A 14967-nucleotide genomic window follows, 5' to 3' on the forward strand; every position below is an offset into this window, starting at 1 on the left:
AAAAAGTCAGTTCGGCCGACAAAAAATGGCGCTCCCCGGCGCTTTCTCCCGACTTTCACCCTGGAAGTGGTCTGGCACGGCGATTGCTGTTACCTGAGTGTGGCACCCCATCTTTACCTCACTCAGGAGTAGCAAAATGAAATCGATGACCATGATCAAGAAACAAGCACAAGCCGGCTTCACCCTCATCGAATTGATGATCGTCGTCGCCATCATCGGCATTCTGGCGGCCGTGGCTATTCCTGCCTACAGCGACTACACCGCCAAGGCCAAGATCGCCAACGCGATCTCCGGGGTGGCCTCGCTGAAGACCGCCGTGGCGCTGTGCGGCCAGGAAGCCGGCGGGGTATTGACCGACTGCAAGAGCGGCAGCAACGGCGTTCCGCTGGACACCGCCTTCGTCGCCACCAAGGAAGTCGCCAGCGTGACCACGGCGGCCGATGGCGTCATCAAGGAAACCTTGGCCACCGGCCTGGGCAGCGGCATCGATGGCTTGACGATCACCTTCACGCCTAGCCTGCCAACCGGCGGTACCGCGCTGGCCTGGAAAATCACCACCACCGTCACCAATCCGGCGGCCAAGGCGGCGATCGAGAAAAACAGCATGTAATGGCGTGACTGTTGCGAAAAGGCGACGCCGGGCGCGTCGCCCCACAAAAAAACCAGGTCGCGCGACCTGGTTTTTTTGGTTTACGCCGGGCGGACGGCGCTCAGACGATCTTCTGGCGGTCGGCGATCAGCGCCTCGTAGGTCAGGTTTTGCAGCATGGTGTAGTGCACCGGGTCGAGGTCGATGAACTGCACGCCGTAGGTGAACACCTCGGCCTTGTCGGCGCTGGCCGGCTTGACCATGTTGATGTTGCGGATGGTGGCGTTGGGATTGATGCGCACCTGGCGGTTGCCGGGTTGGGCGATCAGGTAGAAGGACAGGCCGACCATGTTGTCGTCGTCGGTGAGCTTCTTGGGCGACTCGATCAACGCGCCGGACACGCTCAGGTTGACCAGGAACACCGAGGTGGTGCCGGCCGGCGAGCTGACCTGGGCCGGGATGTCGACCTTGACGCGCATGGCCGCGCGCAGGCTGGTGCCCTGGATCGTGGTGGGGAAGGACAGGTGGACGTAGAACAGCGGGCGCGGGAAGATGCGCTGCACGGTGCAGGCGAAGGAGCACACGTTGACGCCGGAAAACACGCGGATGGTCAGCTTGTCGCCGTCGTTGAGGGCGATCGGGGCGCCGTTCTCGACCGGGATCTTGACGATCATGTACTCGTCCTTGACCCAGCCGATCAGCGTGGAGAAGTGCTGGATCGGTTTGATGGTGCGGTGGGTGATGAACTGGATGCGTCCGCCCACCTGCAAGTTCATCTGTTCGAATTCGTATTCCTGGGTCTTCGCTTCGGTCGGCGGAGTGTTGCTGCTCATTCGTACGCCCTTTTCGCCTGCTCGATATGGTGTTGTAAGACGGTGTTCAGTCGACAAGTATGCCTGATCCAGGCCCGACTGTGAAACACCTATTATCGCTGCGGCAATTATATACGCGCTAACGTGGCGTAACAATCAGACAAGAATGGAGCTTGCTAAAGGGGGCGCGGTGTGCGACGTGGGGCGATGTTGACTGTCTTGACTGGTCTTCACTGACGTTGTCGTTTCCAACTCGTAAGGAATGCGTACATGCGGCCCCTTTGAAGTCCCTCTTGTTGCGCGTAATGAGGATGAAGCCTCGCGCAATCGAGGTTGCCATGATGATGGCATCGGGGCGTCGATAAGTATGTTCGTGTCGAAGAGGACTAGCGCCATTCGGCCCTCATCTCGCGCTGGTAATCCAAACCGTCCGCCGGAATATCCTTGCGATCTGCCCATAAGCCGGCGATGCGCTTCAGCGCGGCAGCGCGCCGACGACGGGCTTCACTATGCGCCTCGTCATGCTGCTCCCCCGTTTGGGAGGGCTGCGAATGCTTGTCGGCGTCCTGAACCAGTGTAGCGCATTGGCGAGCCGGTGTCGTATTGCCCTTCGCTGCTTTACTCAAGCGTTGTTACTTGTCAAGATCCGCTGTCCAGTCGCCGCTCTTGCCACCGTGCTTTTCCATCACGCGGATGTCGCCCATCACCATGCCGCGATCAACGGCTTTGCACATATCGTAGACGGTCAGCAGGCCGACCTGGACGGCGGTCAGCGCCTCCATCTCGACGCCGGTCTTGCCGTAGGTTTCGACCTGGGCGCGGCAGTGCACGCTGTGGTTGGCCTGGTCGACGTCGAAGTCGACCGTCACCCGGGTCAGCGCCAGCGGGTGGCACAGCGGCACCAGGTCGCTGGTGCGCTTGGCGCCCATGATGGCGGCGATGCGGGCGATGCCCAGCACGTCGCCCTTCTTGGCCGTGCCCGCCACTATGATCGCCAGCGTCTCCGCCTTCATGCGGATGGTGCCGCCGGCCACGGCGGTGCGGTGGGTCTCCGCCTTGGCGCCGACGTCGACCATGTGGGCTTGGCCGGTGGCGTCGAAATGGGTCAGGTGGTCTGCTGGAGGCGTGCTGGGCTGTGTGGTCATGGCGTGGATCGCTAGAAGGTGGCGGGTGGTCTGGGGTGCGGCAAAACGGGTATGATAGCACCGTGAATTCCAAACGTTTCCCATCCGGCCATACGCTGCGCCGCCTGCTGACCGCCGCCACGCTGCTGGCGGCGCCCCTGTTGATGGCGCAGAACGTGCTGCCCTCGTCCAACATCCCCAACCTGCCGACCTTGGGCGACGCCGAGCGGCAGGATTTGTCGCCGCTGATCGAGCGCAAGCTGGGCGAGGAGATCATGCGCGACATCCGCCGCAACCTCGACTACCTCGACGACGGCCCCATCCTCGAATACCTGAACAACTTCGGCAACGCGCTGGTGGCGGCGCGGCCGGGCGCGCGCGGCGAGACCAATTTCGACTATTTCTTCTTCGCCGTGCGCGATCCGCAGTTGAACGCCTTCGCCCTGCCGGGCGGCTTCATCGCCGTCCACTCGGCGCTGCTGCTGGCGGCGCAGAGCGAGTCGGAGTTGGCCTCGGTGCTGGGCCACGAGATCGGCCACGTGGCGCAGCGCCACATCGCCCGCCAGTTGGGCCAGCAGAAGCAGGACGCGCTGATCCCGCTGGCGGCGATGATCCTGGCGGCGCTGGCGGCGAAGGGCGGCGCCGGCGGCGACGCGGCCATCGGCGTGTTCGCCGCCGGCCAGGGCCTGGCGATCCAACGCCAGCTCAATTTCGGCCGCGAGGCCGAGCGCGAGGCCGACCGCATCGGCTTCCAGATCATGGGCGAGGCCGGCTTCGACAGCAGCGGCATGGTGGCCTTTTTCCAGCGCATGCAGACGGCCAGCCGCTCCTACAGCGACCTGACGCCGGCCTATCTGCAAAGCCACCCCCTGACCACCGAGCGCATCGCCGACATCCAGGCGCGCATCCGCGAGCAGCCCTACAAGCAGCGCCTCGACAGCCTGGACTTCTACCTGGTGCGCTCGCGCGCCCGCGTGCTGCAGGACGAGAGCTCGCAGGGCCTGGCCGAGGCCAAGGTGTTCTTCGAGAACCAGATGTTGCAGCAAAGCCGGCAGCAGATCTGCGCGGCGCAGTACGGCCTGGCGATGGTGGCGCTGAAGAAGGGCGACATGGCCAAGGCGCAGGGCTGGCTGGACAAGGCGCGCGCCACCGCCGAGCAGGCGCCGGCGGCCGGCACCTTCAGCGGCGCGCGGCCGCAGACGGGCGGTTCGATCTTCGTCAGCACGGCGCTGGAGATCAAGCTGGAGCAGAAGAAGGACGCCGCCGTCATCGCCCTGGCCTTGAAGGAGGCCGAGGCGGCGCGCTTGAAGTTTCCGTTGTCGCGCGGCATCGCCCACCAGTACGGCGAGGCGCTGATCGCGGCGGGCAGGCTGGAGCAGGCGACGCTGTACCTGCGCGACCAGGCGCAGCTGTACAAGGAGGAGCCGGAGGTGTTCGACCTGCTGGCCGAGGCCTACGCGGCGCAGGGCAAGCAGGCCCTGCAGCATCTCGCGCTGACCGAGTCGTATGTGCTGCAGGGCGGCGTGCTGGCCGCGCTGGACCAGCTGGCCATCGCCCGCAAGGCGCCCGACGCCACCTTCTACGACCAGGCCGTGATCGACGCCCGCGAGCGCGAGCTGCAGGCGCGCCGCCGCGAGGAGCTGGGCGAGCGGGGCAAGAAGGATTTGGCCGGGCCGTCGGCGGCCGCGCCGGGGCCGACGCTGCGCTTGTCGACCACGCCGGCGGAGACGGTGGCGCCTGCCGGCTCGGCCGCGATCGCGGCGCCGGCGGCGCGCATTCCGCGCCGCTAGCCCGAGCCGTGCCGCTGGTGGCTGTTTTTTACCCCTACCCCGGGACGCGGAAGCCGGGGTCTGACCCCGTACGGCGCCAAGGCGGGGAGTCAGACCCCTTCGCTTGCGGGGTAAGGCCGGCATCCCGCGAATCCGTGAAGAAGCTGTTTTTCGCTGCCGCCGCCTAGGGCGCCGGCCGCCGCACGAAGCCGAAGCGCGCGGCGACCTCGTCTTGCGCCAGCCGCGCCACCGGCAGCTCGGCGTCGCGCAGGTGCAGGCTCAGCTCGCCCTTGCCGCCCTCCAGCCAGGCCATCAGCGCCTCGTCGGCGACGGCCGCGCCGTCCATCCACAACATGGGCAGCACCTGGGCGAAGTCGCGGTCGTCGAGCTGGGCGACCACCGTGCCGCTGTGCAGGATCAGCGCGCCGGCCTCGCTCAGGTAGACCGCGTCGAGCGGCCCCATCGCCACGCCGGTGTGCAGCCGCCAGCCCTCGCCGGGCTCGCTGCGGGCGATGTAGGGCGTCGCCTCCAGGTTCAGGTAGACGCGCTGCGGGCCGTTCTGGAAATACCAGCAGCCGCGCTCGTCGACGTCGTAGTTGCGGGCGATGAAGGCGAGCAGGGCGGTGTGCTGCAGCTTGTCGCCCGGCAGGTTGAGTTGCTGCGCGCGCTCGTCGCGCATGCGCCACTGGCCGCGCGCGTCCAGCCCCAGCCAGCCGTAGCAGTGCGGCACGTTGGGCCATTTGGCGATGGCTTGTTTGACGATCTCATCCATGTTGTGCTTTTCCGGCCGCGTCGACGGCGGCCCGTTGTGTGCCGCCCGCTCAGGCCTCGGCCTGGCTGCGGGCGCGGGCGTCGTCGGTGGCGCCCTGTAGAAAGTGCATCATACGCTGCGGCAGCCAGTTGATGCGTCCCGGCAGCGCGCCGACGGCGAAGCCGACGTGGCCGCCGTGCGCCGGGTAGTCGAGCTGCACCGCCGGCGCGGCGTGGCGCGGCAGGTGGCCGCCGGGCAGGAAGGGGTCGTTGCGGGCGTTCAGCACCAGGGTCGGCACGGTGATGTCGCCCAGCACGTGCTTGGCGCTGGCGCGGTGCCAGTAGTCGTCGGTGTCGCGGTAGCCGTGCAGCGGCGCGGTCACCACGTTGTCGAAGGCGTACAGGTCGCGCGCGGCGCGCAGCGCGGCCAGGTCGAACAGGCCGGGGTATTGCGCCAGCTTGGCCTCGCACTTCGGCTTCAGCGTTTGCAGGAACATGCGCGTGTAGACGCGGTTGAAGCCGCGCGCCAGCGCCGCGCCGCCCTGCGCCAGGTCGAGCGGCGCCGAGACGGCGCAGGCGGCGTCGACGAAGTCGGCCTGGTGCTGCGACTCGCCCAGCCAGCGCAGCAGGGCGTTGCCGCCCAGCGAGACGCCGGTGGCGTAGAACAGGCCGGTGCCGCGGCCGCGCAGTCGGCGCAAAATCCAGTCGATCTCGGCGGCGTCGCCGGAGTGGTAGAAGCGCGGCGCGCGGTTGGCCTCGCCGGAGCAGCCGCGGAAGTGCGGCACGGCGCCGGACCAGCCCCGCGCGGCGGCGGCGGCCATCAGGGCGCGCGCGTAGTGGCTGTCGGAGGAGCCCTCGAGGCCGTGGAACAGCACCACGAAGGGTTGCCCCGGCCGGCCGTCGACGAAGTCGATGTCGACGAAGTCGCCGTCCGGCGCCTCCCAGCGCTCGCGCCGGTAGGCCACCGCCGGCTTGGCGATGCAGGTGGCCGGGTAGATGGTTTGCAGGTGGCCGCTGGGCAGCCACAGGGGGGCGGGGTAGCGCATGGCTTGCCCGGTGGCCGGCGCGCTCAGTGCAGGATCTGCGCCGGCGACTCGAGCGGCACCGGACCGGGGCCGACCGAGACGTGGTGCAGCACGATGCGCCAGCCGCGCGGCGTCTTGACGTAGACGTTGGTGGCCAGCAGGTGGGCCGCCTCGCCGCTGGCGGCGCTGGTGCCCTCGATGACGGTGTGCACCGAGCTCATCAGGTTATGCGTCTCGTGCAGCTGCGACGGCAGGATGTGCAGGCCGCCGTGCTCGAGCAGGGCGCTCCACGAGGCGCGGATGGCGGCGTGGCCGATCAGCCGCGGCCCGCCCGGGTGGATGCAGACGATCTCCTCGTCGTCGGCCCACAGGGCCATCAGGGCGTCGACATCGGCCCGGTTGAGCGCATCGTAAAAAGCGGTTTCGACTTCGACTGCACTGCCATTCAACTGCTTTTGACGTTTCATGCGGGCTCCGGGAACGCGGGGGATCGGTGTGCGGGTGCTGCGGCTGGCTGCGGCTGGCTGAGGCTTAGTGGTGGGCCACCACGGCGCCCGGCTTCATCTTGTAGGCGGTGCCGCAGTAGGGGCACTTGGCGATGCCGTCCTTGTTGAATTCGAGGAACACGCGGGGGTGCGAGGACCACAGCGTCATGGCCGGGTTGGGGCAGTGGGCCGGCAAATCTTTACCGTCGAGCTCAACTGCGGCGCTGGCTGGCGTGGTGGCGTGGGTCATCTGATGGTTCTCCGTGGATCGAAAATGGGCCGGACCGGCCCTGGCCGGGACGGTCCGCTAAACCTCGATTTTAACGGATTCGCGCAGGGAGCAAAATTCATCGGTAAAATGGCGCCTTAATTATTCTTCAGGTGCTAGCAATTGTTTCTATTGAAATGGTGCGCAAATAGCAATAAAATGACTCCGCAGCCCCTGTTCTGTTACCGCCCCGCGCCGGGCCGCCCGGCAGTGCCCCTGCCGCCCCCGCCATCGTTGGCGGGCCCGGCGGGCCGCCGCGTTGGCGCGCAGCAATCGGGTTGTGGCGGGAAAACCACATGACCGAACCGATGCGCGCGCCCTCCGAGCCCTATGTGGCTGAACACGACGAGGCCGGTTGGAAGGCCGGCCTGAAGGACGGCATGCCGACCCTGTTCGGCATCGGCGCCTGGGGCCTGGTGGTGGGCATCGCCATGGTCAAGACCGGGCTGACGGTGCCGCAGGCGCTGGCCATGACGCTGGTGGTGTTCGCCGGCTCGGCCCAGCTGGCCTCGCTGCCGCTGATCACCGCCCACGCGCCGATCTGGGTCATCTTCGCCACCGCCCTGGTGGTCAACCTGCGTTTCGTCATCTTCTCGGCGCTGCTGGCGCCGCACTTCTCCAACCTGCCCTGGCGCAAGCGCTTCCTGCTCGGCTACGTGGCCGGCGACATGACGGTCGCCATGTTCCTGCAAAAATATCCCGACGAGGCGCCCCAGGTGGGCAAGCTGTCCTACCTGAAGGCCTGCTGTACCCGAACTGGGCGGCCTGGCAGATCGGCTCGATCGCCGGCATCTTCCTCGGCAGCGCCGTGCCGCCGCAGTGGGGCCTGGGCTTCGCCGGCACGCTGGCCATCATCTGCATCACGGTGCCGCTGGTGTCGACCCGGCCGATGCTGTGCGGCGTGCTGGTGGCCGCCGCCGTGGCGGTGCTGGCGGCCGGCCTGCCGTACAAGCTGGGCCTGCTGGCGGCGGTGCTGCTGGGCATGGTCACCGCGATGGCGGTGGAAGAATTGTCGGAAAAATGGAGAATCAAACAACATGGCTGATTGGGAAATCTGGGTCATCATCGGCGCGCTGGCGCTGGCCACGGCGGCCACGCGCAGCTCGTTCTGGCTGGTCGGCAACCACATCACCATTCCGCGCCGGGTCCAGGAGATGCTGCGCTACGCGCCGGCCTGCGCGCTGGCGGCCATCATCGCGCCCGACCTGCTGCTCAACGAGGGCCAGCAGCTGCACCTGTCGTTGTCGAATTTGAAGCTGCTGGCCGGTTTGGCGGCGATCGTTTTCTACCTGCTGCGGCGTAACATGCTGCAAACCATCGTGTTCGGCATGGCCGTGTTCACCGCGCTGCGGCTGGCGCTGGCGTAGTCACTGGCCTGAGCGAATTCGATGTTGTTTTAACAAACGTTTTGCCGCCGCGCTTGCGGTAAAATAGCGGTCTTTCTTCCACTCATCCTTTGGCTAGCCATGCAAGCTGTTCTGAACTTCATCCGTCTGCAAGACCTGATCGCGCAAAACGCGCTGCAAGCCAAGCGCGTGTTCATCCGCGCCGACCTGAACGTGCCGCAGGACGACGCCGGCAACATCACCGAGGACACCCGCATCCGCGCCTCGGTGCCGGCGATCCGCGCCGCCGCCGCCGCCGGCGCCGTCGTCATGGTGACGTCGCACCTGGGCCGTCCGACCGAGGGCGAGTTCAAGCCCGAGGACAGCCTGGCGCCGGTCGCCGCCCGCCTGGCCGAATTGCTCGGCCAGCCGGTCGAACTGAAGCAGAACTGGATCGACGGCGCCGGCCTGGAAGGCCTGCAGGCCGGCCAGGTGGTGCTGCTGGAAAACGTCCGCGTCAACCAGGGCGAGAAGAAGAACAGCGACGAGCTGGCGCGGAAGATGGCCGCCCTGTGCGACATCTACGTCAACGACGCCTTCGGCACCGCCCACCGCGCCGAGGCCTCGACCCACGGCATCGCCAAGTTCGCCCCGATCGCCTGCGCCGGCCCGCTGCTGGCCGCCGAGCTCGACGCGCTGGGCAAGGCGCTGGGCGCGCCGGCCCGTCCGCTGCTGGCCATCGTCGCCGGCTCCAAGGTGTCGTCCAAGCTGTCGATCCTGAAGGCGCTGGCCGACAAGGTCGACAACCTGATCGTCGGCGGCGGCATCGCCAACACCTTCATGAAGGCGGTCGGCCTGAACATCGGCAAGTCGCTGGTCGAGAACGAGCTGGTGGAAGAGGCCAAGGCCATCATCGCGATGATGGCGGCGCGCGGCGCCCAGGTGCCGATCCCGGTCGACGTGGTGTGCGCCAAGGAGTTCTCGCCCACCGCCGTGGCCACCGTCAAGGACGTGGCCGATGTGGCCGACGACGACATGATTTTGGACATCGGCCCGAAAACGGCGCAGATCCTGGCCGCGCAGATCGGCGCCGCCGGCACCATCGTCTGGAACGGCCCGGTCGGCGTGTTCGAGTTCGACCAGTTCGGCGAAGGCACCAAGACGCTGGCGCTGGCCATCGCCAACTCGAAGGCCTTCTCGATCGCCGGCGGCGGCGACACGCTGGCGGCCATCGCCAAGTACCAGATCACCGACAAGATCGGCTACATCTCGACCGGCGGCGGCGCCTTCCTGGAGTTCCTGGAAGGCAAGACCCTGCCGGCCGTGGAGATCCTGGCGCAACGCGCCGCCAAGTAGGCAATAAATAGTAGGAATCAGCAGTAGCAATCAGCAGTAGCAATCAGCAGTCAGCAGTCAGTTTTTCCGCCGCGCCAGCAGTAGCCAGTCTTTGTTTGTCCGTCCCCGGCCGCCGGCCGGGGGCTTGTCCGCCAGACCTCACGCTAAGGAATCCTATGTCCCGTGGTACCAAAATCGTCGCAACGATCGGCCCCGCCTCCACCGACTTCAACGTCCTGGTCAAAATGATCCGTGCCGGCGTCGACGTCGTGCGCCTCAATTTCTCCCATGGCAAGGCGCAGGACCATATCGACCGTGCCCGTCTGGTGCGCGAGGCGGCCGCCGAGTGCGGCCGCGAGGTGGCGATCATGGCGGACATGCAGGGACCGAAGATCCGCGTCGGCAAGTTCGAGAACAACAAGATCGAGCTGGCCAACGGCGACAAGTTCATCCTCGACGCCAAGTGGGGCGAGAACGGCGAACTGGGCAACCAGGAGCGCGTCGGCCTCGACTACAAGGCCCTGCCGCGCGACCTGCACAACGGCGACCACCTGCTGCTCAACGACGGCCTGATCGTGCTGGTGGTCGACAAGATCGTCGGCCACGAGATCTTCACCACCGTCAAGATCGGCGGCGAATTGTCCAACAACAAGGGCATCAACCGCCAGGGCGGCGGCCTGACCGCGCCGGCCCTGACCGCCAAGGACATGGAGGACATCAAGACGGCGATGAGCTTCCAGGCCGACTACCTGGCGATCTCCTTCCCGAAAAGCGCCACCGACATGGAGATGGCGCGCCAGCTGGCCAACATCGCCGGCGAGCCCTTCCACCACAAGCCGATGATGATCGCCAAGATCGAACGGGCCGAGGCCATTCCCGTGCTGCAGGAGATCCTCGACGCCTCCGACGGCATCATGGTCGCCCGTGGCGATTTGGCGGTGGAAGTGGGCAACGCGGCGGTGCCGGCGCTGCAAAAGCGTATGATCAAGATGGCGCGCGCCTCGAACAAACTGGCGATCACCGCGACGCAAATGATGGAGTCGATGATCTTCAACGCCGTGCCGACCCGGGCCGAGGTGTCCGACGTCGCCAACGCGGTGCTCGACGGCACCGACGCCGTGATGACCTCGGCCGAAACCGCCTCGGGCAAGTACCCGATCGAGACGGTCGAGATGATGGCGGCCATTTGCGTCGAGGCCGAGCAGTCCGAATACAACAAGCTCGACGCCGATTTCCTGAACGTGACATTTACCCGTATCGACCAGTCGATCGCCTACGGCGCGCTGTTCACCGCCCACCACCTGCGGGTGAAGGCGATCGTCGCGCTGACCGAGTCCGGTTCGACCGCGCTGTGGATGAGCCGCCACAGCATCGATACGCCGATCTTCGCGCTGACGCCGAGCGTCACCACCCAGCGCAAGGCTTCGCTGTACCGCAACGTGCGCGCCTACCACCTGTTGCAGCAGGCCGACAGCAAGGTGGTGCTGAAGCAGGCCGAGGATTTGATGATCGCCCACGGCATCGCCAAGAAGGGCGACATGATCGTCGTCACCTGGGGCGAGCCGATGGGCCAGGTCGGCGGCACGAACGCGTTGAAAATCGTCAAAGTCGGGGAATTCGAATAAGCGCCGGCGCCGCACCGGCCCGGCCGCGCAGGCGGTGGGCGGTGCGCGCGGCAACCCAGTTTTTCTATTGTTTGGAGTAATACCATGTCTCTCGTATCCATGCGTCAACTGCTGGACCATGCCGCCGAAAACGGTTATGGCCTGCCGGCTTTCAACGTCAACAACCTGGAACAGGTGCAGGCCATCATGGCCGCCGCCGACGCCGTCGGCAGCCCGGTCATCATGCAGGCCTCGGCCGGCGCCCGCAAATACGCCGGCGAGGCCTTCCTGCGCCACCTGATCGACGCCGCCGTCGAAGCCTACCCGCACATCCCGGTGGTCATGCACCAGGACCACGGCCAGTCGCCTGCCGTCTGCCAGGCGGCGATCCGCTCCGGCTTCACCTCGGTGATGATGGACGGCTCGCTGGAGGCGGACGGCAAGTCGGTCGCCTCCTACGACTACAACGTTGAAGTGTCGCGCGAGGTGGTCAAGTTCTCGCACGCCATCGGCGTCACCGTCGAGGCCGAACTGGGCGTGCTCGGTTCGCTCGAAACCATGATGGGCGACAAGGAAGACGGCCACGGCGCCGACGGCGCCATGACCCGCGAGCAGCTGCTCACCGACGTGGCCCAGGCCGCCGACTTCGTCGCCCGCACCCAGTGCGACGCGCTGGCCATCGCCATCGGCACCTCGCACGGCGCCTACAAGTTCTCGCGCCAGCCGACCGGCGACATCCTGGCCATCGACCGCATCAAGGAAATCCACGCGCGCATCCCCAACACCCACCTGGTGATGCACGGCTCCTCGTCGGTGCCGCAGGAGCTGCTGGCGATCATCCGCGAATTCGGCGGCGACATGAAGGAAACCTACGGCGTGCCGGTCGAAGAGATCCAGGAAGGCATCCGCCACGGCGTGCGCAAGATCAACATCGACACCGACATCCGTCTGGCGATGACCGCCGCCGTGCGCAAATACCTGTTCGAGAACCCGTCCAAGTTCGACCCGCGCGACTTCCTCAAGCCGGCCCGCGAAGCGGCCACGATGGTGTGCAAGGCGCGCTTCCTGTCCTTCGGTTGCGAAGGCCAGGCCGCCAAGATCAAACCGATCGCGCTGGAAAAAATGGCCGAGCGCTACAAGGCCGGCGAGCTGTCGCAAATCGTCAAGTAAGTCGAGTATGTTGGCGCGTTCGCGCGCCGTGATCCGCCGAGCGGACCCGCGATCGACAGCGAGGGTCAGACCCTAGGGTCTGACCCTGGTTTTACGCCGCAGGGTTTGCTCGGCGAACCTGAAATTTTAATTCGAGTGATAAAAATGTCTGAAAAAACTTTGGTTGGCATCGTGATGGGCTCCACCTCCGACTGGGACATCATGAAAGAAGCGGCGCAGATCTGCAAAGACTTCGGCGTCAGCTACGAGGCGCGCGCGCTGTCGGCGCACCGCACACCGAAAGAGCTGGAAGCCTGGCTGGCCGACATGGAAGCGCGCGGCGCCCAGGCCTTCATCGCCGGCGCCGGCGCGGCGGCCCACCTGGCCGGCGTGGTGGCCGCCTCGACCATCCTGCCGGTGTACGGCGTGCCTATCCCGTCGAAATACCTGAAGGGTCTGGACTCGCTGCTGTCGACCGTGCAGATGCCCAAGGGCATTCCCGTCGCCACCCTGGCGATCGGCGAATCGGGCGCGGCCAACGCGGCGCTGGCCGTGGTCTCCGTGCTGGCGCTGAACGACGCCGGCCTGAAAACCAAGCTGCTCGAATTCCGCAAGACCCAGGCCGACAAGGTGCGCGGCTCGGTGCTGCCGCAGCTGTAAGCTAAGCGGCGCGTCGTCCCGTAAAGTAGTCTCCTCAGTAGTCCCCGCGCGGCCGCATAGGCCGCCCTGTAACACGGCCGCATAGGCCGTTCTTCAATACGTTAGGAATTATGATGGCTGGAATCCTTGAAACAAACCTGAAATCGCTGCCCTTCCTGCATCGCGGCAAAGTGCGCGACATCTACGCGGTCGGCGACGACAAGCTGCTGGTGGTGCAGACCGACCGCCTGTCGGCCTTCGACGTGATCCTCGACGATCCGATCCCCAACAAGGGCAAGATGCTGACCGAGATGTCGAACTTCTGGTTCAAGAAATTCGGCGATCTGATGCCTAACCACGAGACCGGCATCGACCCGGTGTCGGTGGTCTCGCCGGACGAGGCCGACCAGGTCGCGGGCCGCGCCATCGTCGTCAAGAAGTTCACCCCGCTGGGCATCGAGGCGATCGTGCGCGGCTACATCATCGGTTCCGGCTGGAAGGACTACCAGAAGACCGGCGCCATCTGCGGCATCGCGCTGCCGGCCGGCCTGCAGGAAGCGCAGAAGCTGCCCGAGGTGCTGTTCACGCCGTCGACCAAGGCCCCGGCCGGCGCGCACGACGAGAACATCGACTACGCCGAAGCCGAGCGCATCGTCGGCGTCGACATCGCCCGCCAGGTCAAGGAAGCGGCGATCAAGCTGTACACCCTGGCGGCCGAATACGCGGCCACGCGCGGCATCATCATCGCCGACACCAAGTTCGAATTCGGCCTCGACGCCAACGGCACCGTGCACCTGATCGACGAGATCCTGACGCCGGACTCCTCGCGCTTCTGGCCGATGTCGACCTACCAGGTGGGCAAGTCGCCCGAGTCCTTCGACAAGCAGTTCGTGCGCGACTGGCTGGAAACCCAGCCGTGGAACAAGAAGGCGCCGGCGCCGAGCGTGCCGCAGGACGTGCTGGACCAGACCTCCGCCAAGTACGCCGAGGCGCTGCGCCTGCTGACCCAGTAAGACCGCCATGAAGCATTCTGCCGGGAGCCCCGCTCCCTCCGCGGAAATCGTCCAGGCCGCCGCGATCCTCGCATCCGGCGGCCTGGTCGCTTTTCCGACCGAAACAGTCTACGGCCTGGGCGCCGACGCCGAGGGCCCCGGCGGCGGTGGCCCGCATCTACCAGGCCAAGGGCCGTCCCAACGACCATCCGGTGATCGTCCACCTGGCGCCCGGCGCCGACCTGGACTACTGGTCCAGCGACATCCCGCCGGCCGCGCGCCAACTGGTGGCGGCCTTCTGGCCCGGCCCGCTGACCTTGATTTTGAAACGCCACGCCCACATTCCCGACGCCGTCTCCGGCGGCCAGGACACGGTCGGCCTGCGCTGCCCCTCGCACCCGGTGGCCATCGCGCTGCTGGGCGCCTTCAAGGGCGGCAAGGGCGGCGTCGCCGCGCCCTCGGCCAACAAGTTCGGCAACGTCAGCCCGACCACGGCGCAGCACGTGCGCGACGAGTTCGGCGACGAGCCGCTGCTCGGCGCCGTGCTCGACGGCGGCGCCAGCCAGGTCGGCATCGAGTCGACCATCCTCGACCTGTCGCGGCTGGACACGCGCGGCCCGGTGCTGCTGCGTCCCGGCCACATCAGCGCGCAGCAGATCGCCGACGTCATCGGCCTGCTGCCCGGCCAGCCCGACGCGGCCGCGCCGCGCGCCTCCGGCACGCTGGAGTCGCACTACGCGCCGCACACGCCGGTGTTGATGCTCGAGCGCGCGCAACTGGCCGACAGCCTGGCCCGGCTGAGCGCCAAGGGCAAGCGGGTCGCCCTGATCGTCCACACGCTGGCGGCGCCGGCCGGCCCGCACGTGACGCTGCCGGCCACCCCGGCCGGCTACGCCTACGGCCTGTACGCCGCGCTGCGCGAGATGGACCAAACTGGCGCCGATTTGATCCTGGTCGAAACCCCGCCGCAGGACGCCGCATGGTTGGGCGTGAACGACCGATTGCGGCGCGCGGTATTCGGCTCATCGGGTATGATGGAAGCGTTGTTGCGGTCCTGATCCACGCCGTTCCCCTGCGGCTGGCGTGACCGGCGACGGGAGGT

Annotated in this window: 14 protein-coding genes and 3 pseudogenes; 10 read left to right on the forward strand and 7 right to left on the reverse strand. The window is 66.8% G+C overall.

The features are described from left to right. The first annotated feature begins 136 nt into the window (after nt 1–136). A complete protein-coding gene (locus QC826_RS01540) occupies nt 137–610 on the forward strand; it encodes a prepilin-type N-terminal cleavage/methylation domain-containing protein (protein ID WP_279764104.1) in 474 nt (157 codons plus the stop codon). A gap of 100 nt (nt 611–710) precedes the next feature. Here the strand turns inward: QC826_RS01540 and QC826_RS01545 are convergent, their stop codons facing one another. From QC826_RS01545 to moaC, 3 genes are all read right to left on the reverse strand, one after another. Next, nucleotides 711–1421, reverse strand: a complete 711-nt coding sequence (locus QC826_RS01545) for a flagellar brake protein (RefSeq protein WP_279764106.1) — start codon at nt 1419–1421, stop codon at nt 711–713. A 365-nt stretch (nt 1422–1786) separates the two neighbouring features. Then, nucleotides 1787–2026, reverse strand: coding sequence for a hypothetical protein (locus QC826_RS01550; RefSeq protein WP_279764107.1), 240 nt, complete (start codon nt 2024–2026; stop codon nt 1787–1789). 6 nt (nt 2027–2032) lie between these two features. Beyond that, nucleotides 2033–2545 carry a cyclic pyranopterin monophosphate synthase MoaC gene (gene moaC / locus QC826_RS01555; protein WP_279764108.1) on the reverse strand — a complete coding sequence of 171 codons (513 nt, stop codon included), beginning with the start codon at nt 2543–2545 and terminating at the stop codon, nt 2033–2035. Between the two features lie 143 nt (nt 2546–2688). Here moaC and QC826_RS01560 point away from each other — a divergent pair, with 143 nt between their 5' ends. Further along, on the forward strand, nt 2689–4314 hold the full coding sequence (locus QC826_RS01560; RefSeq protein WP_279766355.1) for a M48 family metalloprotease: 1626 nt from the start codon (nt 2689–2691) through the stop codon (nt 4312–4314). 163 nt (nt 4315–4477) lie between these two features. Here QC826_RS01560 and QC826_RS01565 read toward each other — a convergent pair whose 3' ends face one another. The 4 genes from QC826_RS01565 to QC826_RS01580 form a co-directional block, all read right to left on the reverse strand. Then, nucleotides 4478–5065 carry a DUF2946 family protein gene (locus QC826_RS01565; protein ID WP_279764109.1) on the reverse strand — a complete coding sequence of 196 codons (588 nt, stop codon included), beginning with the start codon at nt 5063–5065 and terminating at the stop codon, nt 4478–4480. A 49-nt stretch (nt 5066–5114) separates the two neighbouring features. Next, nucleotides 5115–6089 (reverse strand): YheT family hydrolase, encoded by a 975-nt coding sequence (locus QC826_RS01570; RefSeq protein ID WP_279764110.1) that lies wholly within the window; start codon nt 6087–6089, stop codon nt 5115–5117. A 23-nt stretch (nt 6090–6112) separates the two neighbouring features. Next, the gene (locus tag QC826_RS01575) at nt 6113–6535 is read right to left on the reverse strand and encodes a YybH family protein (RefSeq protein WP_279764111.1); all 423 of its coding nucleotides are present in this window, start codon (nt 6533–6535) and stop codon (nt 6113–6115) included. A gap of 64 nt (nt 6536–6599) precedes the next feature. After that, a complete protein-coding gene (locus QC826_RS01580; protein ID WP_279764112.1) occupies nt 6600–6803 on the reverse strand; it encodes a zinc-finger domain-containing protein in 204 nt (67 codons plus the stop codon). A gap of 314 nt (nt 6804–7117) precedes the next feature. Between QC826_RS01580 and QC826_RS01585 the strand changes: the two are divergent. From QC826_RS01585 to QC826_RS01620, 8 genes and pseudogenes are all read left to right on the forward strand, one after another. Further along, nucleotides 7118–7866 (forward strand): annotated as a pseudogene (locus QC826_RS01585) (AzlC family ABC transporter permease). A 19-nt stretch (nt 7867–7885) separates the two neighbouring features. Next, a pseudogene (locus QC826_RS31505) lies at nt 7886–8188 on the forward strand (AzlD domain-containing protein); the annotation flags it as partial. 99 nt (nt 8189–8287) lie between these two features. After that, nucleotides 8288–9502: a phosphoglycerate kinase gene (locus QC826_RS01595; protein WP_279764114.1), complete on the forward strand. Its 1215-nt coding sequence runs from the start codon at nt 8288–8290 to the stop codon at nt 9500–9502. A gap of 155 nt (nt 9503–9657) precedes the next feature. Beyond that, complete coding sequence (gene pyk / locus QC826_RS01600) at nt 9658–11106, forward strand: pyruvate kinase (RefSeq protein ID WP_279764115.1); 1449 nt, start codon at nt 9658–9660, stop codon at nt 11104–11106. Between the two features lie 84 nt (nt 11107–11190). Beyond that, on the forward strand, nt 11191–12255 hold the full coding sequence (gene fba, locus QC826_RS01605; protein WP_093382033.1) for a class II fructose-bisphosphate aldolase: 1065 nt from the start codon (nt 11191–11193) through the stop codon (nt 12253–12255). A gap of 144 nt (nt 12256–12399) precedes the next feature. Next, nucleotides 12400–12894, forward strand: coding sequence for a 5-(carboxyamino)imidazole ribonucleotide mutase (gene purE / locus QC826_RS01610; RefSeq protein WP_279764117.1), 495 nt, complete (start codon nt 12400–12402; stop codon nt 12892–12894). 110 nt (nt 12895–13004) lie between these two features. Next, nucleotides 13005–13886, forward strand: coding sequence for a phosphoribosylaminoimidazolesuccinocarboxamide synthase (locus QC826_RS01615; RefSeq protein ID WP_279764118.1), 882 nt, complete (start codon nt 13005–13007; stop codon nt 13884–13886). A 7-nt stretch (nt 13887–13893) separates the two neighbouring features. After that, nucleotides 13894–14923 (forward strand): annotated as a pseudogene (locus tag QC826_RS01620) (L-threonylcarbamoyladenylate synthase). Nucleotides 14924–14967: the final 44 nt, after the last annotated feature.

The organism is Rugamonas sp. DEMB1 (assembly GCF_029834475.1).
Lineage (GTDB): Bacteria > Pseudomonadota > Gammaproteobacteria > Burkholderiales > Burkholderiaceae_D > Rugamonas > Rugamonas rubra.